The organism is Vibrio sp. FF266 (assembly GCF_041439695.1).
In the GTDB taxonomy this organism is placed as follows: domain Bacteria; phylum Pseudomonadota; class Gammaproteobacteria; order Enterobacterales; family Vibrionaceae; genus Vibrio; species Vibrio tasmaniensis_A.
Window position 1 is genome coordinate 14,169 of the sequence record NZ_JBGOOO010000012.1, and the last position, 20,124, is coordinate 34,292.

At 44.1% G+C, this 20,124-nt stretch carries 17 protein-coding genes; 7 read left to right on the forward strand and 10 right to left on the reverse strand.

Going from position 1 to position 20,124, the window contains the following annotated elements; genetic code table 11:
• Nucleotides 1-70: 70 nt before the first annotated feature.
• Entirely contained in the window at nt 71-259 is a 189-nt protein-coding gene (locus ACED59_RS11330) for a hypothetical protein (RefSeq protein WP_012603781.1), read from the forward strand.
• Between the two features lie 100 nt (nt 260-359).
• On the opposite strand, the gene ACED59_RS11335 is transcribed toward ACED59_RS11330, so the two are convergent.
• From ACED59_RS11335 to ACED59_RS11360, 6 genes are all read right to left on the reverse strand, one after another.
• On the reverse strand, nt 360-1,901 hold the full coding sequence (locus ACED59_RS11335) for a sodium:alanine symporter family protein (RefSeq protein ID WP_009846571.1): 1,542 nt from the start codon (nt 1,899-1,901) through the stop codon (nt 360-362).
• Between the two features lie 558 nt (nt 1,902-2,459).
• Nucleotides 2,460-3,614, reverse strand: a complete 1,155-nt coding sequence (locus tag ACED59_RS11340) for an ABC transporter permease (RefSeq protein ID WP_371704942.1) — start codon at nt 3,612-3,614, stop codon at nt 2,460-2,462.
• Nucleotides 3,611-4,912, reverse strand: coding sequence for an ABC transporter permease (locus tag ACED59_RS11345; protein ID WP_371704943.1), 1,302 nt, complete (start codon nt 4,910-4,912; stop codon nt 3,611-3,613). The genes ACED59_RS11340 and ACED59_RS11345 overlap by 4 nt, the downstream gene beginning before the upstream one ends.
• Before the next feature lie 7 nt (nt 4,913-4,919).
• Complete coding sequence (locus tag ACED59_RS11350) at nt 4,920-5,894, reverse strand: HlyD family secretion protein (RefSeq protein ID WP_017099086.1); 975 nt, start codon at nt 5,892-5,894, stop codon at nt 4,920-4,922.
• Nucleotides 5,895-5,897: 3 nt separating this feature from the next.
• Nucleotides 5,898-7,334, reverse strand: coding sequence for a TolC family protein (locus ACED59_RS11355; RefSeq protein ID WP_371704944.1), 1,437 nt, complete (start codon nt 7,332-7,334; stop codon nt 5,898-5,900).
• Between the two features lie 213 nt (nt 7,335-7,547).
• Nucleotides 7,548-7,775 (reverse strand): hypothetical protein, encoded by a 228-nt coding sequence (locus ACED59_RS11360; RefSeq protein ID WP_017099084.1) that lies wholly within the window; start codon nt 7,773-7,775, stop codon nt 7,548-7,550.
• Nucleotides 7,776-8,436: 661 nt separating this feature from the next.
• Between ACED59_RS11360 and ACED59_RS11365 the strand changes: the two genes are divergently transcribed.
• The 5 genes from ACED59_RS11365 to gnd all read left to right on the forward strand — a co-directional run bounded on the left by ACED59_RS11365 (nt 8,437) and on the right by gnd (nt 14,909).
• Nucleotides 8,437-10,044, forward strand: coding sequence for a sensor histidine kinase (locus ACED59_RS11365; RefSeq protein ID WP_198928820.1), 1,608 nt, complete (start codon nt 8,437-8,439; stop codon nt 10,042-10,044).
• A 66-nt stretch (nt 10,045-10,110) separates the two neighbouring features.
• A complete protein-coding gene (locus tag ACED59_RS11370) occupies nt 10,111-10,806 on the forward strand; it encodes a response regulator (protein WP_017063807.1) in 696 nt (231 codons plus the stop codon).
• 410 nt (nt 10,807-11,216) lie between these two features.
• Nucleotides 11,217-12,719 (forward strand): glucose-6-phosphate dehydrogenase, encoded by a 1,503-nt coding sequence (gene zwf, locus ACED59_RS11375; protein WP_029222938.1) that lies wholly within the window; start codon nt 11,217-11,219, stop codon nt 12,717-12,719.
• Nucleotides 12,716-13,432, forward strand: coding sequence for a 6-phosphogluconolactonase (gene pgl, locus ACED59_RS11380; protein WP_012603788.1), 717 nt, complete (start codon nt 12,716-12,718; stop codon nt 13,430-13,432). Before zwf ends, pgl begins: the two co-directional genes overlap by 4 nt.
• A gap of 28 nt (nt 13,433-13,460) precedes the next feature.
• Nucleotides 13,461-14,909 carry a decarboxylating NADP(+)-dependent phosphogluconate dehydrogenase gene (gnd, locus tag ACED59_RS11385; protein WP_004733587.1) on the forward strand — a complete coding sequence of 483 codons (1,449 nt, stop codon included), beginning with the start codon at nt 13,461-13,463 and terminating at the stop codon, nt 14,907-14,909.
• A 133-nt stretch (nt 14,910-15,042) separates the two neighbouring features.
• Here the strand turns inward: gnd and ACED59_RS11390 are convergent, their stop codons facing one another.
• A complete protein-coding gene (locus ACED59_RS11390; RefSeq protein WP_017099081.1) occupies nt 15,043-16,203 on the reverse strand; it encodes an HD-GYP domain-containing protein in 1,161 nt (386 codons plus the stop codon).
• Nucleotides 16,204-16,626: 423 nt separating this feature from the next.
• Here ACED59_RS11390 and ACED59_RS11395 point away from each other — a divergent pair, with 423 nt between their 5' ends.
• On the forward strand, nt 16,627-17,040 hold the full coding sequence (locus ACED59_RS11395) for a VF530 family DNA-binding protein (protein WP_017099080.1): 414 nt from the start codon (nt 16,627-16,629) through the stop codon (nt 17,038-17,040).
• Between the two features lie 182 nt (nt 17,041-17,222).
• Here ACED59_RS11395 and ACED59_RS11400 read toward each other — a convergent pair whose 3' ends face one another.
• The 3 genes from ACED59_RS11400 to ACED59_RS11410 all read right to left on the reverse strand — a co-directional run bounded on the left by ACED59_RS11400 (nt 17,223) and on the right by ACED59_RS11410 (nt 20,077).
• Nucleotides 17,223-17,414, reverse strand: a complete 192-nt coding sequence (locus ACED59_RS11400; RefSeq protein WP_017099079.1) for a hypothetical protein — start codon at nt 17,412-17,414, stop codon at nt 17,223-17,225.
• 227 nt (nt 17,415-17,641) lie between these two features.
• Complete coding sequence (locus tag ACED59_RS11405; RefSeq protein WP_029224070.1) at nt 17,642-18,400, reverse strand: sulfite exporter TauE/SafE family protein; 759 nt, start codon at nt 18,398-18,400, stop codon at nt 17,642-17,644.
• A gap of 201 nt (nt 18,401-18,601) precedes the next feature.
• On the reverse strand, nt 18,602-20,077 hold the full coding sequence (locus tag ACED59_RS11410) for a tripartite tricarboxylate transporter permease (protein WP_241820678.1): 1,476 nt from the start codon (nt 20,075-20,077) through the stop codon (nt 18,602-18,604).
• Nucleotides 20,078-20,124 lie beyond the last annotated feature (47 nt).

The window sequence follows — 20,124 nt, forward strand, 5'->3', positions numbered from 1 at the left end:
GAAAGGACAAAGGACAAAGGACAAAGGACAAAGGACAAAGGACAAAGGACAAAGGACAAAGGATGGAGCGATGCCTGAATATCTGTGCGAGACTTGTACCGTAGCTTATTGCTTTGATGATTGTAATTCGGCATTGGCGCAACGAGAAATGATTGAAGTAGAAGAAGTCTTGGATCGTAAACAAGTAAGCCAAGATCCTGAACGGCGGCTTAAACAAGAAAATTCAGACATAAAAAATCCCTACAAGCACAGCCTGTAGGGATTTTGTACGTTGCAATACTGTTCTCGCTTTCTCAAGCAAAGGGTCTTACAAAAATTTTTAGAACAGTGTTATTCGACAATAAATTATTGACGAGTCACTATTTTTCGTAAGTTTTTATTTCGCCAGATTTAACGCGAGCAACAAATGATTGCAGTTCTTTCTTCACAACAGGCATTAGGAAGTACAAGCCAAGAATGTTGAAGATAGACATCGCAAAGATAGCTGCGTCAGAGAAGTCGATTACCGCGCCAAACTGAATCGTCGCACCGATAACAACAAACACACAAAACATCACTTTAAAAATCAGTTCCGTTGTTTTGCCTTCACCAAATAGGTAAGTCCACGCTTTAAGACCGTAGTACGACCAAGAGATCATGGTAGAAAACGCGAACATAATTACCGCTAGAGCGAGTGTGTATTTGAACACTTCTGCCGTTTCAGTAAACGATGCAGCAGTAAGCGTTACACCCGTTAAGCCTGAACCATCGAATGGACCTGTATTTAGACCAGCGATAGTGATAACCAAGGCTGTCATTGTACAAATGATGACTGTATCAACGAACGGTTCTAATAGTGATACTAGACCTTCAGTGATTGGCTCTTTTGTTTTAACCGCTGAGTGAGCGATAGCTGCTGAACCTACACCTGCTTCGTTTGAGAACGTTGCACGTTTTAGACCTTGGATTAAGGCACCAATGAATCCACCAACCACACCTTCGCCAGTAAACGCACCTGTAAAGATTGCACTGAACGCAGGACCCACTTGATCAAGATTAGAACCGATAACAATCAGAGCCATACCGATATACAGAGCAGCCATCCAAGGAACAACTTTTTCCGTTACCGATGCGATAGAAGGCATACCACCAACAATCACAGAGAAAACTAAAGCGGCGAGTACAAGGCCTGTGATGACACCGTATTCACTTGGTACATCGAATGCGTAAGTTAACATGGCATGTGCTTGGTTAGCTTGGAACATGTTACCGCCGCCCAATGCGCCTAAAATACACATTAATGCAAAACCAATAGCAAGGGCTTTACCTAGTCCACCCAACCCTCTTTCACCAAGACCTTGGCTTAGGTAGTACATGGGACCACCGGAAACGACACCTGAAGGTAGGATAGTTCGGTATTTCACACCTAAGGTACACTCACAGAACTTAGACGCCATACCCAGAAGACCACACAAGATCATCCAGAATGTTGCACCAGGACCACCAATTGCGAGTGCAGCACCCACACCGGCAATATTACCAAGCCCAACAGTTCCAGAAAGCGCGGTTGTTAACGCTTGAAAGTGAGAAACTTCCCCTTCGTGTTTGGAGTTAGGGTCTGTGTACTTACCTTTAATAATGTCTATGGCCATCCCGACACGTTTAAATTGAACAAAGCCAAAGTAAACAGTAAAGATGATCGCAGCGAGCAGTAACCAGCCAACAATAATTGGGAAGTTTGCTTCACCTACCGGTACGCTTTTAAATATCAGTCCAACGAACCAACCTGTATATTCGTTGAAAAAACCATCAACACTTTGACTTAAGTTACTGATAGCTTGATTAAATGATCCTTCTTCTGCAAATGCACTGGAACTAAATAATAATATAAACCCAAAAAATAATTCACGTATGTTTTTCATGGTTTTCCCTGTCTTTTTATTAAATTATGTTTGTTTCTGTTGTGTTTTTTCTATTTGATTTTTTACATTTCAGCGACTTATTTATTGCAATTCGACGGCAACATAAACGGCTGTAGCTAGGTCGAAAAATGAAATAAATATGAGTACTGATCTTGCTTTATATGGATATCCTTTTGGTATGTGCACCAATTAGACTATGGCATTCGGCCTGCCAAGTCCTACTGATAATCCTATACACAAAAATAATACCATCAAAGATTTTTTTACAATAAATTTACAATTGTTCGGGTTTTGTCATTATTTGGGAATAAGCAGGCATTTTTTAGGTTGGAAAAGGCATATGCAGTAGCTGTTATAGCATGAACTAAGGTGAATGATAGTGGAGGTGCATAGGGAAGTCGGCGAGTTTTAATGTTCAATATGTTTTGGGGAGGTGTTTAAACAATTGATAGCTGAAGATGTAATCAAGCTAAAAGACATTAAAAAAGCCCTTTATCAGAGCTTCGTCAATGGTTTCAATGAGCGTGAGGTTTAGTGCCTGACGAATAGAGACTAGAGTTAAACAGAGCCAATGATACGTTTACTCGATTTGTGGTAAAGCTTAAGTGCGAGTAACGAGCCCCATAGAGCGACTTGTATCCATAGCAATGTCCATTGAGACGCTACCTCTTGCCAAGATGCCCCCATCTGATTGAGCGCTAAAAAACCTTGGATAGCGGGTGTGCTTGGGAATAACTGTGACAGCAGTACTAACCATTCAGGCATCATTTCAACAGGCCAGATAAAACCTGAAGAGAAGATCAGCGGCATTGAACTGATTAACACCACAACCGTGACTAACTCTCTTCTTGGCACTAGCTCACCAATAAAAATCCCGATCAAACAACTAGCCAATAAGAAGGGTAGCAGTAAGGTCAAAATGTTTGTTGTGGAGGCAAGTAGGTTAATGCCATACATCGAAAAGCTCGCGCCGAAGTAGTACATCGACAACAAGTAATATATGCCGACTAAGGTACAGCAGCGAGCAAGTATCAGTTTCGCTGGAGAGGTCTTACTCCAATAGCCAAACGTCGATTGAGCGTTTTGGGTCGCGCCAACTAAACCAGAAGCCATGGCTAAGGTTTGTTGCAGGATCAACACAAAGACGGCTGGAACCACGTAATCAATGTAGCCCATGCGACTATTGAAGGTTGGTTTTAGGTTCAAGCTGAATGCACTGTAGCCTTTGGCTGCGGATTCTAACGGCACACCTTCAACTAACAAGTGACTGACTTTAACTTGTGCAGCTAACGTGCCGCCTGCCTTGGCAAGCCCTTCAACAATGGTTCCGTAGACTAAGAAGTAAGATGCATCACCTGCGTAAGAAAGCGTAGGGCTCTTACCTAGGAGCAAGTCTTTATAGAAGTTCTCTGGGATGACGATGAACCCACCAATCTCTTGATTAAGAACAGCTTGCTTAGCATCGGCAATGGTGGAGTCACGGCGTACCAAGTCAATTTGAGATGTGGCATCTACCATTCTTTCTAACTGGTAGCTGCTTTGGCTCTTATCCAAGTTCACAACGGAAGCTTTAAGCTGTTGAGGAACTTGGTTTACGTAAGGCAACGGATACAAGAATGAATAGAAGAACACACCACCAAATACCGTAAGAAGTACAACAGGGTTGCACAGTACCGCTAACAGTTCTTGCTTGAGTAGTTGAGTAAAGCTCATCGTTTTACTCCTTGTTGTGCTGATGTATCTGGCTGTGCTGATGATATAGCCGCTTGTGTAGATAAAGCCGTTTGTGCAGACAAAGCTGACTGTGCCAAGTGTTTCTTAATTAATAACATCACCACGAAAGCAGGAACTGCATACCACAACATAGAGGAGAGGCTGATCAGCGAATGTGCTGCGCTCACGCCATAACTGGATTGTGCTGTTTGTACTTCGATGTAGTGACTCACGGGCAATAAGCTTCTCCAGATTTGCGCTGCCGTGTTCATGTCGGTGACTGGAAAAGTAATGCCCATGAACGCAAAGCTTGGTGCTGTAAAGGCGCCAGCGAAACTCATCGCCCTTGCTGGATCAAGCGTTAAGAAGAAAAACAAACAACCCATGATGATACAACTGATGACGGTAAGCAGTTGGGCGACGGTCAGTGCCACAAAACTGCCGTTAAACGGCCAGTCTAAGAGGACATAGAACCAAAAGCTAAACGCGATACCAAACATCAAAAACAAGACAAGGTAGGGCGTTAGTGTTGATGTTAGTGATTTCATCGGGGCGTTGGATAACCAAGCATGAAGACCACGAGCTCTAACGTTCGCCGTCAAAACCAATATCGTGCCCACCACAATCATGATCTGCCATAGAGCCGGAATAACCGCAGACACTAAGAACTGAGCATAGCTGGTGTTCTTGTTAAACAGTGGCGTAATCTGGCTTTGTACCGTTACCGCTTGCCCCAATGCAGATTGTACCGTGGTATCACCGTGTGAAAGCTGTTTAACCACTTCGAGTTGCGCGTTGAATGTTCCTTGAGCCTGCAACAGAGCCGAGTTCACCAGTTTGCCAATCAAGATAAATTGACTGTTATAGAAAACGGACACTTGCGGGTTCAAGCCTAGGAAAAGGTCTCGGTCAAAGTGTCTTGGTATCACGACATAACCATAGATATCGCGTTCAATCATCGCTTTAGCCGCTTCACTCGCCGAGCTGTATTTCTGAGTCACTTGTAGGGTAGGTGACGCATCAACAAGGCGCGTGAACTGTTGCGAGATTTGACTGTGTTCAAGGTCGACAACCGCAACCGGTAAGTCGCGAGCGATCCCTTGTAAAAAAATCAGCCAGATACTGGCAGCAAGAAGCAACGGAATCCAAGTTAGGCAAGACAACAGCCATTTGTCTTTGCGGACAATCGCCCACTGCCTAAGCAAGGTATTCTTCGCTCTATGATGCTCCGGTGATTGCGTGCCTCTAGATTGCGAGGCTGTAGATCGAGAGCTTATAGAGCGAAAGTTAGCAGACATACGTCACCTAAAGCTCAACCACTAGGCTCATGCCCATACGCAGTGTTTCTTTGGTATCGACAGGGTGCGCTTCTACTTCAAAAGTGCGTAAGTCGAAGCCTTGTGCTGCGTCTGTTGAACGCCAAGTCGCGAAATCACCCATTACGGCAATATGAGTAACCTGAAAGGTTAACGACTTATCCAGAGCTGGAAGGTACGCTTCAAATTGGTTGCCTTTCTCAAAATGTTTCAACATATCTTCGCGCACGTTGAGCACCGCCCATGCATCTTTAGTGTCAATTACGGTCACAACAGGGAAACCTTGAGGAGCTAACTCACCGCTACTTAATAGTACTTGAGCCACTTCACCGCTAAACCAACTGTGAATCTGCGTGTCTTTTGCGTAGGCTTCAACTTCTGCCACGGCGCCAGCCGCCATTAATGCTTTTTGAGCTGCCGCGACTTTGGTTTCGTCACGCGCACCTTCTTGTGCTAATTGGTACATTTGGAACGCAGCGCTTTCGGTGTATTTCGCTGCTCGCCATTGTGTTTTGGCTTCATCACGTTTTTGCTCGGCAACCACGCCATCGTTATAAAGGTTGTTTACACGTTGGTAAGTTTTATCCATGAGATCGGCAGCTGCTTTGGCTTTCAACCATTGGTCTTTAGCGGCTTGGATTTGCTGAGTACGCGCGCCATTCTCTGCTTGTTTTGCTAATGCACCAGCGGCTTTTTGACCGGCTTTTGCTTGCTCTAATTTAGCGTCAATTTCTGGGCTAAGTAGGGAGAAGATCAATTCGCCTTTTTCAACCGAATCGCCTTTACGCACGAATATTTCATCAATTCTGCCGGGTACTTTCGATGAGATGCTGTATTGCTGCGCATCTATTTGACCTTGAAGCTTAACAGGCTGTGGTTGGTACGCTTGGTAAAAGCTGTATCCAACCCAGCCAATAATGCCGATACCAACCAGAGAGAGAATAAATGGCTTAATAGGTTTCATGAATTATCCTTTTGACTGGCTAGCGGTGTCTGCTTTTGAATCGAAGTCAGACGGGACAGAAGACGTTAAGTAACTTGAATAAGCATTCATTTCACTGGTGAGTGCTAACAGCTTATTAAGAGAAATTAGGTATTTGAATCGAGCAGCAGATTGCTGTGTTTTAATGCTTGCAAGATAAAGCTCAGCATCAACCACTTCTAACGAATTGGATAACCCTTGAGTGAAGGCTTTTTTACGAAGTGAAAGGTTTTCTTGAGCTAAAGACAGACTTGAGTTGAGGCTTTGAACTTCTTCAATTGCTTGGTTTGCTTCAAGATAGGTCTTTTGTACCAAAACGGTTAAGTCTTGCTTGGCTTGCGACTTAAGAAACTGGACTTGAGACACGGCGCTATGAGCGGCAGCGACTTTGTCGGAACGACCTGACGTGTCAAGTAGCGGTACATTCACACCAATACCGACTAACCAATCGGGTTTCATTTCACTGGCTAGCGAGTCATCTTCGTACAGGCTGTAATCACCGTAAAGGTAAACTTCTGGGTAGTATTTGCCTTTTTCAGCCTTGATCAAGCTACTCGCTTGTTTCTCTTTTGCTTCAAGGATTTTAAGGCCTGGGTAGGTCATGAGGGTTTGATCAACAAATACGTCCATATGAGGCAGGTTTTTGTTGATAAAGAGTTGTTCTGAAGGTTCGACACTTTGGCTCTGACCAAGGATCTGAGTCAGTGCTAATTGAGCAATTTTGAGGTCGTTCTGCGCTTTGGTTCGTTCAACAACGGCTTTATCCAAAGAAGCATCCGCCTGCAGACGTTCTACTCGAGCAATTTGTCCTTGCTGTTCAAGCTTGATGGCGAAATCACGATGCTGAGTTAAGCCAGCTTCAACGGCTTGACGTGTTCTCACGACGTCTTCCGCTAAGATCACCGAGAAGTAATATTTACTTAAGTCTTCGTAGCGAGCCTGTTTCTCCATCAGCAGTTGGCTTTGCGCTTCTTCGCTTTTACCTTCGGCAGCAGTTTGCGCAGCGGTAATTCGTCCGCCTGTAAAGATAGGCCAAATAGCACGGATGGAAGAGCTGAAGATGTCTTGTTCGGTTATGGTTGAAGTGATTCCACCCAACTTAGAAAAGAGTGGGGCAAGTAGAGGGTTGACACCACTTAAGCTTTCGGCAAATTGCTTGTCATTAATCGTCACATCACTATCAAGGTGCGTGTAGTTAGCCCCCAAGGTGATCGAAGGTAGATTAAGGCTGCTTGTTGAATTCTGAAGGTGTTGATAACGCTCGACGTTAGCTTGTTGAGCTGCAAGTGAGTTGTTGTTCTCTTGCAATATTTGCCACGCTTCAGAAAAAGTGAGCGGGGCAGAGAAAACTGGCGAAGCAAATGTGCCGAGAAGCATACTGGCGAGCGCAAGGTGTCGGAATTTTGGTTTGGTCATCTGCATTAAATACCATTTAGAGTATTAGCTCTAATGCTAACAGGGTGATAGTCATTTGTCTTGAGATGATTGTCTCACAGGATTATAAACCCTCATAACTCGTTAAGTTAATGTAATAAAATACGTGATGCGAGCAACAAAGATCACTGAAACGAAAAGAGCGCGACAAAGCGTGCTCTTTAAGTTCAGTATAGAAGTGTTCTTACAAAATGAAGTGGCTTATTTAAAGCTAGGACAATGGTGATCGGCGCGCCACACCAATTGTCTTGAACCTTGCATTGTTTGTAATAAATCTCTACCTGACATTTGCGGGAACGCTAACAATACCTTGAGATCAGGAGGAGAGGTTCCGTCTTTCTCATAGGCTCTTACATGAGTAAAAGTCGATTGTAAGTGTTTGAACAGCATAGTCTTAGTAAGACAAATTCCAAAGTTATCGCGTTTCATTGCCTGGTTTCCTTTTCAACAATGTTTATACGTTATGTTTTTTATCCTGTTTCTATCGGACGTTGCCACTGATCGATACTTCCTGCTCATCAATGTTTTATTATTGGGCGCTGATTTATCAGTCACCTTTGAGTTGTCTACTGGCCTGTCGCGTAAATAGAGATTTATGAATGAGGTTAGGTAGGTAACCTGTCTGTTCAACAATCGTAACGACGAGCGTGCAACTTTTAGTTATAGATACGTCCAGTGAGTGAAGGGTTGTTGTCTTTTTGTTAATCTAAATTTCGGTTTAAAGCGCGGTCTGAAAATGATGACTAATGGCTTGGCAACAACGAACTTCTTCATATGCAACTATTATAATTGTATTTATTTTAAACAACCTAAAAAACACCTAAAAGCTTAGTGATCTAGCTCAATGTTTATTCGTTTACTTTGCTTTTTAAGCTAATCCGTTCTAAAAATGAACGATTAATCGAAATGAATAACGTAAAGGATTATCAATTAACAATCTGCTCAATTATTTAGTTGAGTAACAGTCACAAATTCGCATAGCTAGAAAGGTCATGCGGTTAACTTAGTGTTAACATCATTCGTCTAACACTAGGGACGGTGGAATATGAAATGGAGCAGTATCAGTTTCCGTAAAAGGTTACTGATTATCATGACGGTCACTGGCCTTGTTGAGCTTTTGATACTCTCAGGTGCTGGTTTTTACTACATCAAACAATCTCAAGAGCAAGAGATGGGTTTGAAAGCGTTAGGTGTTGCTGAATTTCTATCTGAATCGCCACTTGTCACCAGCATTATTCAAGAAAATGGAACGTTGGATCCTAACGGCGTTCCCTACGTTCTGTCTGAAGAAACCCAAGTTAAGTTTCGTAACCTTACCCAACTCATTGGTGCGGCGTTTATCGTTGTGGGAGATGATAAAGGTATCCGCCTGATTCACCCTTATGATGACAGGCTCGGTAAACCAATGCGTGGTGGCGATAACCAAAAAGCGTTGATATTGGGCGAGTCTTATGTGTCGACGGCTAAAGGTTCACTTGGCTTCTCTGTCCGTGGTAAATCTGCCGTAAAAGACCAAAACGACAATGTGATTGGTGTAGTGTCGGTTGGCTACCTCTTAGATTCTTTACAAGATCGAATTGAACCTTACTTAGCCTTTTTGATTGTGATGGCCTTGCTGGTGGTTGCGGTTAATGCTGTGATTTCAAGCTATGTATCTCGTCGTTTTCAGCGTGCTATTTTAGGCTTTGAGCCAGAAGAGATTGGCCGTTTATACGTAGAACTTGATGTGACTATGAGTACTGTGAAAGAGGGCATTTTAAGTATCGATAAGAACGGTATTTTGCGTTCAATTAATAAGAGTGCCTGCGATATTTTATCGATAGACAGAGATAAAGCACTCAATCAGCAACGTCTATCAGATGTGTTGGTGGGCAGTGATTTAGAGCAGCTGTTATCAACGGGTGACACTGATCATGATGTTGAGCTGTACCTGAACAATAAGCGAATCATTGCTAATCGCAGCCCAATTATAGTGGCTGGTGAGGTGGTTGGGGCGGTATCCAGCTTCCGATTGCGAGATGAAATCAACGATTTAACAGACCAGCTCTCACAAACCAAAGAGTATGCTGATCTACTGCGTTCGCAAACCCATGAGCATCAAAATAAGCTAAACACCATTAGTGGCTTGATTCAGATGGGCGAGCTGGACTCTGTTCAACAATTGATTGGTCAAGAAACCGCTCATTACCAGAGCTTAATTGAGTTCTTAAGAGAGACGGTGAAAGATCCATTGATTGCAGGCATGCTTTTAGGCAAAACAGAGCGAGCTCGAGAGATTGGTTTGGAGCTTAAAGTTGAAGAGGGGTCAAGGCTTGAGGCATTACCCGCTTGGTTAAACGCAGAGGATGTCGTGACGATTCTTGGCAACCTGATTGATAACGCGTTTGATGCCACCATGATGGCAATTAAACAAGAAGGGCCATTAGCACCAGCTCGTCGCGTAATCGATGTGTCGATCAGCGATTTTGGCAATGAAATTATCGTAGAAGTAGAAGACAAGGGCTGTGGTTTGCCGAAAGACTTGGCGACCAAAGCACTCACCGAAAAAGGCGTATCGAGCAAAGCGAAGCAGAACAGAGGTGTTGGTTTGTATCTCATTAAGCAACTTGCAGATCGTTATCAAGGGCAATTAGAAATGGTTGACAACCATGATTTTGGCACGCGAATGACGGTTTATCTGCCAAAAGAAGAACAATAATTAAGCACGAAGCGATCTTGCGAAGATCATCGTGACGGAAAAAGCATGGTTAAAGGAAGAACATAAATGAACGCAATCACGAGAGTCATGGTCATTGAAGATGATATTGCGATTGCAGAGCTTCACCATCGTTATTTAGAACAGATGGGAGGCTTTGATGTGGTCGGGATTGCGACCACACAGTCTGAAGCATTAATGCAATTGGACATCTTAAAGCCTGATTTGGTTTTATTGGATGTGTATCTACCGGACGGATGCGGACTTGATATTTTGAACCACGTTCGTGGTAGTAATCAGGGATGTGATGTGATTTTGATTACTGCTGCCCGAGATGTCGACACCTTGCAACAGGCGATGCGTGGTGGAGTCGTCGACTACTTACTGAAACCTGTGATGTTCCCTCGTTTGGAAGCGGCACTGAAAAAGTATCAATCTCAACAGCAAGAGTTTGAAAGTGTGTCGGATTTGAATCAAGGTTTGGTTGATAAGATGCTGCAAGCCAATGCCAAAGCGGACTCTGGAAAAGTATCAACCTTACCGAAAGGCATTGATGGCGTAACGTTGGATAAGATCAGAGCCATTTTTCAGCAAGCTGATGCCGTTAATATTACCGCCGATGAAGCCGGAGAACGAATTGGTGCTAGCCGAACCACCGCCAGACGCTATTTAGAATTTTTGATTACCACTGGTGAGTTAGTCGCGGACTTAAATTACGGCACCGTAGGTCGTCCGGAGCGCTGCTACAACAAAGCGCAAAGATAAACACGACACCATCAAAATAAATATAAAGCCAGTTGAATAAGCTGGTTTTACCTTTTTCTCCCTTTCCTATTGCTTACTCCACCGACCAGATACCGTTCTTTCTTGACTACACTGTTTGAGAATGCCGATTTGCTTCTCCCTCGGGTCAAATGAACGGAACTATCGATTAGAATTTGTTCGAAATGAGTCAATATTTAATCGATTGCTTTCACAGTGGTTGATGTAAATCAAATAGTCATAGACAATACTGTCCCGAATAGAGGTGATAGCTTTCACCCTCGTTTACCAAACGCATTCTCAAGTGTAATAGGCACTCGCTATTGATGTAATAGCCAAGACCTATTATCTATTTTCGTATGTCGCTGATACCTTTGGCGAATACTAAAAACCTTGTTTTTATAGGAAAGATGATGGTAATACCTGAAAACAGCAGCATCGTTATTTTTGGTGCGTCGGGAGATCTAACTTACCGCAAGTTAATTCCTGCTTTGTACCACCTGTATGCTAGCAATCAACTTCCAGAATCCTTTGCGATTCTTGGAGTGAGCCGTACTGAGTACAGCGACGAGTCTTACCGTGAGAAGCTGAAGAAGTCTCTTCAGGAAATGGAAAAAACTGAGCCAGAGACGCTGAATGCATTTATTGAACATCTGCATTATCAAGCGATCAACACTTCAGATGTAGACGATTACGCTCGTCTAGCACAACGTCTGGATAAGCTTGAGCAAGACTACCAATTCGAAAACCATAACACATTGTTCTACTTGGCAACCCCGCCAAGCCTTTACGGTGTGATTCCAGCAAACCTTGCTGCACATGGCCTAAACGATGAGAAGAACGGCTGGCGTCGTCTGATTATTGAGAAGCCATTTGGTTACGATCTAGCATCAGCTCAAGCGCTGGATGAAGAGATCCATCATCACTTCCAAGAACACCAGATCTACCGTATCGACCATTACCTTGGTAAAGAAACGGTACAAAACCTTCTAGTGCTTCGTTTCTCAAACGCGATGTTTGAACCTCTGTGGAACCGTAACTTCATTGAATACGTTGAAATCACAGGTGCTGAGTTCCTTGGCGTTGAAGAACGTGGCGGATACTACGATGGTTCTGGCGCAGTTCGTGACATGTTCCAAAACCACCTGCTACAAGTGCTAGCAATGGTTGGTATGGAGCCACCTGCTCAAATCAATGCAGATTCTATTCGTGATGAAGTGGTTAAAGTACTTCAGTGTCTGAAACCATTAGAAGAAGATGATTTGCGTAAAGACTTAGTGTTAGGTCAGTACACAGCATCAGATGTTCGTGGTCAGCACTTACTAGGTTACCGTGAAGAGCATGGTGTCGCAGACGACTCTCGTACTGAAACGTACATTGGTCTTAAAGCACACATCAATAACTGGCGCTGGAATGGTGTTCCTTTCTACGTACGTACGGGTAAACGCTTACCAACACGTGTGACTGAAATTGTGATTCACTTTAAGAACACACCACACCCAGTGTTTGGTCAAGATGCACCAGAGAACAAACTGATTATCCGTATCCAACCGGATGAAGGTATTCAGATGAGCTTTGGTTTGAAAGAGCCAGGTGCAGGTTTCAAAGCAAAAGAAGTGAAAATGAACTTCTCTTACTCTGATCTGCCTGAGACTCAGATGCTAACGGCTTATGAGCGTCTTCTTCTTGATGCACTGAACGGTGATGCGACTCTGTTTGCACGTACCGATGCAGTAGAAGCATGTTGGAAGTACGTTCAACCGATCTTAGATTTCAAGCAAGACCCTCAAGCACTCTTTGGCTATGCTTGTGGTACTTGGGGCCCACAAGAAGCCGATGAGCTTCTGCAGCGTGATGGCCGCGCATGGCGTTTCCCATGCAAAAACTTAACAGATACGGATTACTGCGAACTATGATCAATCACAAGATCTTTGCAACGCCTGAATTAGTCGTTGAAAACCTAGCAAACGAAATGAAAGCTTACAGCGAGCAGGGCAAGCCTGTTCACATTTCATTGTCGGGTGGCAGCACGCCAAAAATGCTTTTCAAGCTTTTAGCTCAAGCGCCATACGCAGAAGGCATTCAATGGAATAACCTTCATTTCTGGTGGGGCGACGAACGTTGCGTTGCACCTGATGATGCAGAAAGCAACTTCGGCGAAGCGAACGCGCTACTTTTCTCGAACGTGAACCTTCCTGCTGAAAACATCCACCGTATCCGTGGTGAAGATGAGCCAAAAGCGGAAGCAGAGCGTTTCGCGAAAGAAATGGCAGACGTGATTCCAACAGAAAACGGCACGCCTGTATTCGATTGGATTCTGCTAGGTGTTGGCGCAGACGGCCACACAGCTTCACTATTCCCGGGTGTAACTGACTACCAAGATGAGAACCTATCTGTATTAGCTTCTCACCCAGAGTCGGGCCAGATCCGTGTTTCTAAAACAGCGAAAGTTTTAGAAGCAGCAAAACGAATCAGCTACCTAGTACTGGGTGCAGGTAAAGTTGAGATCGTTAAAGAAATTCATACAACTCCTGCTTCAGAACTGCCTTACCCGGCAGCGAAAATCCAGTCTAAAACTGGTGAGACAGAGTGGTTCCTAGATTCAAATGCAGCAAGTGCTATCGCATAAGTGCGAATAGCCGCAAGGAGATAAAATAATGAAAGGTGATATCGGTGTAATTGGCCTAGCAGTAATGGGTCAGAACCTTATCCTAAACATGAACGATCACGGCTTCAAAGTTGTGGCTCACAACCGTACTGCTGCGAAAGTAGACGAGTTCCTAGAAGGTCCAGCTAAAGGTACTAACATTGTTGGTGCTTACTCTCTAGAAGAGCTAGTTGAGAAGCTAGAAGCACCACGTAAAGTGATGCTTATGGTTCGTGCTGGTGACGTTGTAGATACGTTCATCGACAAGCTTGTACCACTTCTAGATAAAGGCGACATCATCATTGATGGTGGTAACACCAACTTCCCAGATACTAACCGTCGTGTTGCTGCTCTTCGCGAGAAAGGCATCCACTTCATCGGTACGGGTGTTTCTGGTGGTGAAGAAGGCGCTCGTTTCGGTCCTTCTATCATGCCAGGTGGTTCTCCTGAAGCTTGGGAAGCGGTTAAGCCTATCTTCCAAGGTATCTCTGCGAAAACTGACGCGGGTGAGCCTTGTTGTGATTGGGTTGGTAACGACGGTGCTGGTCACTTCGTTAAGATGGTTCACAATGGCATCGAATACGGTGACATGCAGCTTATCACTGAAGCATACCAGTTCATGAAAGATGGCCTAGGTATGAACCACGACGAAATGCAGGCTGTATTTGCTGACTGGAACAAAACTGAGCTAGACAGCTACCTAGTTGAAATCACTGCAGACATCCTTGGCTACAAAGATGAAGACGGTGAAGCGCTAGTTGAGAAGATCCTAGACACTGCTGGCCAAAAAGGTACGGGCAAATGGACAGGTATTAATGCACTAGACATGGGTATCCCACTGACTCTAATCACTGAGTCTGTATTCTCTCGTTGCCTGTCTGCACTTAAAGATCAACGTGTTGAAGCTGAGAAACTGTTCGGTAAGACTGTTGCTCCAGTTGAAGGCGACAAGCAAGAGTGGGTTGATGCAATCCGTCAGGCTCTACTTGCTTCTAAGATCATCTCTTACGCTCAAGGTTTCATGCTAATGCGTGAAGCGTCGAACGAAAACGGTTGGGATCTAAACTACGGTAACGTTGCTCTTATGTGGCGTGGCGGTTGTATCATCCGTTCTGCATTCCTAGGCAACATTCGTGATGCTTACGAAGCGAACCCAGAGATCGCATTCCTAGGTTCAGATGCATACTTCAAAGGCATCCTAGACAACTGCATGGGCGCTTGGCGTAAAGTTGCAGCTAAGTCTATGGAATCAGGCATCCCAATGCCATGTATGACTTCTGCACTAACGTTCCTAGACGGCTACACTACAGCTCGTCTTCCAGCGAACCTTCTACAAGCTCAACGTGACTACTTCGGTGCTCACACTTATGAGCGTACTGACCGTCCACGTGGTGAATTCTTCCACACAAACTGGACTGGTACAGGCGGCGACACTGCTTCTACAACTTACGACGTATAATCATTAGTTAGAATCAGTAAAGAACACGTTTGTTCTTTCAGCTGAAACTAGAAAACAAAAGGATGCCAATTGGCATCCTTTTTTGTTGGTTCACGTTCTCTTACTTAGGCCTGAATAACAAAGAAGCCATAGTTTAAGCTGTCATTAAATGCGGCTGAGCATCGTCATTGTATTGCTCCCGAATGGCCATAAAGCCGTCTAGGTTTTGTTTAAGAGCCACAACACACTCAGGGTCGAACATCGAACCCGAGTGAGCTTCTATGTATTCCATCACTTCATCGAGTGACCACGCGTGCTTATAAGCTCTTTTGCTCATCAGCGCATCGAATACATCGGCTAATGTCACTATTCGAGCCTCTAGTGGTATCGCTGTGTTACTCAAAGCATCAGGCAACCCAGAGCCATCAAACCGTTCATGATGGTGGCGCACAATATTCTTAATGAATTGAATCTCTTCACTGCACATCGAGCTGTGGTGGGATAGGGCAACCACGTCATCAATCATCTCTTCGCCATACAAGGTGTGATTGTTCATGATGTTTCTTTCTTCGTCATTGAAACGCGCGCTACTGAATAACACCTTATCTGGAATTCGATATTTACCTATGTCGTGGAAGGGCGCATACAACCGAATTCGATGAATGAATTGGTGGGTAATTTCCCTTTTGGTGTGCGACAGCGTGCGAGCAATTTGTTCACTGTATTTACCCATGCGAATTAGGTGTTCTTTGGTTTCTGGATCTCGAGCATGACCCATGTTTAAAGCGATCGCTAAAGAAGATTGAAAGTGACGCTGGCGCTCAAACCACTGAACGAAAAGGCTAGAGATGACTTGAGTGAGATAGGCGATATCACACTGAATAGTTTGGTTAGCAAAAAATCCTGTTGATGAAGCATTGATAAACACAAATCCAAGATTACTTTCTTGATGATGAATTGGTGTTGTATAACTGCTTTGATGACCGATATCGAGCAGGTGAGATATTTGTTTGGTTGGGCTAATGGTGGTGAGGTCGTGGATGATTCGAGTATCTAAAGACTCAGCCATTCTAGATAACGCTGATTCTGGCTTAAGTTCTTGTTCGATGTAGCGATGCTCGGCTTCTTGGCACAGAGTATCCGAAACAAAATAGTTCGATGCTCTATTTTCATTGCATAGCACGACCGAAAGCCTAGACAGAATGGGGTAATGTTCGCGAGCTAGCCGAAAGAGATCATCAACGATGGCGATAATGTCTTTATCTTGGGCGGCTACTCTGCTGATTTGGGAGTAGTCAAACATGGTCAAAGCCAACCTTTATTTATAGTTATATCATTGTTTAATATCATTATTAGTAGGTTTCTATACCACTTCTAACATAGCACCTCGCTGTTAATTAGCAACACTGCGTTCTAATAAGTTTAAATTCCATTGGTAAAGTAGGGATATTTCATTCTTCTATCATGGTTTTTGTTAACTTGAGCTAGTTTGGTGGATCTTTAAGACAGACCCTTTTTAGTAGGGGCGGCTGTATTACACGCAACATCAGGATGGTAAGTGACCATATTAAAATTAAATTGAAAGATAAATAGGATAACGAGCATGCTTTATGCCATCATAAAGGCATAGATAAGGGCAATGGATGATATGCCCAAATGATTGAGCTAGAAGCGGTCAGTGATGACGGTGTTCTAGAGTAAATTCAAGGCCTTTAGTTGCCTTGGAAAAGGTAATATTATGACTGAAGAAGAAAGAATTGAACTGCAACAAAATAACCCACTGCACGGCTTAAAGCTTGAAACCATGATCACTGAATTAGTGGATCATTATGGTTGGGAAATTTTAGATGCGGCAATGCGTATGAACTGCTTTAACACTAAGCCTACAGTGGCAAGCGCAGTTAAATACCTGAAGAAAACCGAATGGGCTCGTGAAAAGGTTGAAAACTTCTACCTTTACCGTTTCAAGCGCATGCCTAAAGCATCTGACATCGAATACCAGATGCCGCCGCGTTCACGTACATTCCGCCATGGGCTAGAGCCTCGTGAGCCAATGGAATTAACGGTTGAATCGATTCTAGCATCACAAGCTAAAGCGGCGTCTGCATTTAAAGAGCGTCGTGGCGGCAACGGTCGTAACTTTCGCCGTTAATAGAAATGCGTCGTTAGCAAAGCGTCGTTAATCGAAAGGTATCGTTAAGTAAGGCTTTCGCTAATAAAAAAGCGTCGCTAGATAAGCCGTCGAAATAGCCTAATCAGCTAAAGCGATAAGCATAAAATACAAAAGGAGCCTAAGTGCTCCTTTTTTAATGCGTGTCGCTTTAGTCGTTCGCCTTAAGCTTCGCGGTTCTTTCTTTGATTCTTCCAAAGGTCAACGACATAAATAATGGCGCTGATCAGTAAGAATAGCGCTGACACAGAAAATAGAGCGGGCATTTTTAAGATCCACGCGAATGTGGCAGCAAGAAAAGCGACAAAGCAAATGAGTCGACTTGATGACATGACATGACCGAGTTTAATGTTCATAACGCCTCCTAATGAAGTCTCACTTTCGACAGGAGAATTATCCCACCTTTGGCAAAATAAAGGCTAAAAAACAGTCTAAATTGTTATCAAATTTGCTAATTGAAGGACTCGCCTCACACATTTTGTCTTGGCTATTTTATAAGCAATAAAATAGCGAAATCGGTATGAGAAGGGTGGAGTCTTTTTTGCTTTATCTTTCCAGTTGCAAGCCTTATTAAACCGAACGTCTAATTAGCATAGAAGAAGTAAGCGGTAATCAAAAAGCTCGCGATGATCACTGTGGTGCGAACATATTGTTGTGGGATACGGCGAGAAACTTTTGCTGAATAGTAACCACCAACCAATGTACCAAATAATACTGCCATGCCAGACGGCCAATCAATCGAACCATTCACAACAAAGAACACGATTGCCGCGAGTGATGCACACGCAGACACGAGCAGTTTGATGCCATTCATCACGTTGATATTGGTATACCCTGCCAGTGCCAAGTAGCTCAATGTCACAATGCCTAAGCCTGCATTAAAATAACCACCATAAACACACACGATCAAAAGCAATACAGCTGAAAAGAACGCGCCTGCGCTGGTGGCGTGCTTATGTTTAGCGGTTACTTTTTTGAGCCATTTGTTGAGAGTGCCACCAAAGGTAAAAAGCAGAGCGGCGAACAGCAATAACCAAGGTACGGATTGAGTAAATAGCGCTTCTGGTGTGTGTAGTAGTAAAAATGCACCAATGCTGCCGCCAATTATACATAGTCCAACAATGAGCTTGAGTTGTTTGGTACCAGATTGAATTTCGTGGCGTAGAGCGTAGGCTCCGCTAATGTATCCAGCACACGAAGCAAAGGTATTGGTCGCGTTGGCTGCTATTGGTGGAACGCCTGCAAACAATAGAGCGGGGAAGGTGATGAAGCTGCCTCCTCCTGCAATGGAATTAAACACGCCACCGATCACGCCTGACAAGAATAGAATCAACCAATCCATAGTTTTTGAATCCAATGCGTTAAATGATGAATCACCTTACTTGATTTTGTTATTGATATCAGGGATATGTGTTTTTCAGGAGTCGGATTGTGAGTTTGCTACCATCTTAGAGCTACGGTTTTTTGAAATAGCTGCTACGAAAAAAGGAGCCTGAAGCTCCCTTTATTACGTTTTGTTTTTCTAAGCTAAGCTAAGCCAAGTTTACACTTCAACAGGCTTCGCTCTAAAGCTCTTGAACAGCTTAACCAGAATAGGACTAGATAGAACCAATACCGCTAAAATGGTGAAGGTCATTGTGATAGGGCGTTCCCAAAGGAAGCTGAGTTCACCATCACTGATCATCAGTGCGCGTCTCAAGTTCTCTTCCAATAAACCACCTAATATGAAGCCAAGCAGTAACGGTGCGAGCGGGAAGTTGGCCAGCCTTAACGCTATCGCCGTCATTGCCACAATTAGCATCACAAACACATCCATCGTGTTGAAAGACACCAAGTACACGCCTGTGATTGAGAAGAAAATAATCATTGGCAGTAGTACCGTTCTTGGTACCGCTAGCAGTTTAGAGATGTAAGGGATTAAAGGCAGATTCAAGATAACCAGCACGATGTTGCCAAAGTACATCGAGATAATTACCGACCAGAATACATCTGGATGCTCAACGAACAAGCGAGGACCGGGTTGGATGCCATAAGCGATGAGTGCACCAAGCATAATTGCTGTAGTACCAGAGCCCGGAATACCGAGTGTCAGTAGCGGAACGAATGAACCACTCGAAGCTGCATTATTTGCTGATTCAGGAGCCACAAGACCACGAATACTGCCTTTACCAAACTCTTTCTGCTTGTCTTTTGGTGCTAGGCTGCGTTCCATGCCGTAGCTTAAGAAAGCTGCGATAGTCGCGCCAGCACCCGGAAGCACGCCAGTGAAGAAGCCAAGAATTGAAGAACGAATCGAAACGGGCGCGACTTCTTTGAACTCTTCTTTGGTCACTTTCATGCTGCCAATATCGGCCATCTTTTGGCTTTCTTCGCCGCTGGTGTCTTTCTCTGGTTTCAAAATACCCATTAAAGTCTCACCTAAAGCGAATGTTGCCATAGCAAGAAGTAGGAAACTAAAGCCATCCATTAGGTCTGTTAGACCAAACGTGAAACGCTCAACACCAACGCCTTTGTCGATACCAACAGTAGATAACATCAAACCAAGAATGGTCATCATCCATGCCTTTATTACCTGACCCGGGCCTGCAAAAGCCGCTACAGCCGATAGACCTAACAACATCAATGCAAAGTAGTCTGACGACTGGAAGCTCAATGAGACACTTGCTAGAGCCGGTGCTGCAATCAAAAGCATGATTGCTGACAGAGTACCGCCAGTGAAAGAAGAGTAGGCTGCTAGTGCCAACGCTTTACCTGCTTGGCCTTTTTGTGCCATTGGGTAGCCGTCGAATGCGGTTACTACCGTTGAAGAACAACCTGGAGCATTGATTAAGATTGATGACGTTGAGCCACCAAATACAGCGCCGTAGTACACACCTGCCATTAAGATTAAGCCAGAAGAAGGGTCTAGGCCGTATGTAATCGGGATCATCAACGCGATTGCTGAAATTGGACCGAGTCCCGGTAGCATCCCAATAAAGGTACCAACAAAACAGCCAACAATTACCATCATGATGTTCATTGGCATCACGGCGGTCGAAGTAAATGTCTAATATCTTAGTCACTTGT

Bases quoted from the DNA above. Each gene is read 5' to 3' on its own strand.
- ACED59_RS11340 (WP_371704942.1), bottom strand. From the start codon at position 3,614: ATGAGCTTTACTCAACTACTCAAGCAAGAACTGTTAGCGGTACTGTGC.
- zwf (WP_029222938.1), top strand. From the start codon at position 11,217: ATGGTAATACCTGAAAACAGCAGCATCGTTATTTTTGGTGCGTCGGGA.
- ACED59_RS11350 (WP_017099086.1), bottom strand. From the start codon at position 5,894: ATGAAACCTATTAAGCCATTTATTCTCTCTCTGGTTGGTATCGGCATT.
- ACED59_RS11360 (WP_017099084.1), bottom strand. From the start codon at position 7,775: ATGAAACGCGATAACTTTGGAATTTGTCTTACTAAGACTATGCTGTTC.
- ACED59_RS11405 (WP_029224070.1), bottom strand. From the start codon at position 18,400: ATGGATTGGTTGATTCTATTCTTGTCAGGCGTGATCGGTGGCGTGTTT.
- ACED59_RS11365 (WP_198928820.1), top strand. From the start codon at position 8,437: ATGACGGTCACTGGCCTTGTTGAGCTTTTGATACTCTCAGGTGCTGGT.
- ACED59_RS11335 (WP_009846571.1), bottom strand. From the start codon at position 1,901: ATGAAAAACATACGTGAATTATTTTTTGGGTTTATATTATTATTTAGT.
- ACED59_RS11330 (WP_012603781.1), top strand. From the start codon at position 71: ATGCCTGAATATCTGTGCGAGACTTGTACCGTAGCTTATTGCTTTGAT.
- ACED59_RS11410 (WP_241820678.1), bottom strand. From the start codon at position 20,077: ATGAACATCATGATGGTAATTGTTGGCTGTTTTGTTGGTACCTTTATT.
- pgl (WP_012603788.1), top strand. From the start codon at position 12,716: ATGATCAATCACAAGATCTTTGCAACGCCTGAATTAGTCGTTGAAAAC.
- ACED59_RS11370 (WP_017063807.1), top strand. From the start codon at position 10,111: ATGAACGCAATCACGAGAGTCATGGTCATTGAAGATGATATTGCGATT.
- ACED59_RS11355 (WP_371704944.1), bottom strand. From the start codon at position 7,334: ATGCAGATGACCAAACCAAAATTCCGACACCTTGCGCTCGCCAGTATG.
- ACED59_RS11345 (WP_371704943.1), bottom strand. From the start codon at position 4,912: ATGTCTGCTAACTTTCGCTCTATAAGCTCTCGATCTACAGCCTCGCAA.
- ACED59_RS11395 (WP_017099080.1), top strand. From the start codon at position 16,627: ATGACTGAAGAAGAAAGAATTGAACTGCAACAAAATAACCCACTGCAC.
- ACED59_RS11400 (WP_017099079.1), bottom strand. From the start codon at position 17,414: ATGAACATTAAACTCGGTCATGTCATGTCATCAAGTCGACTCATTTGC.
- gnd (WP_004733587.1), top strand. From the start codon at position 13,461: ATGAAAGGTGATATCGGTGTAATTGGCCTAGCAGTAATGGGTCAGAAC.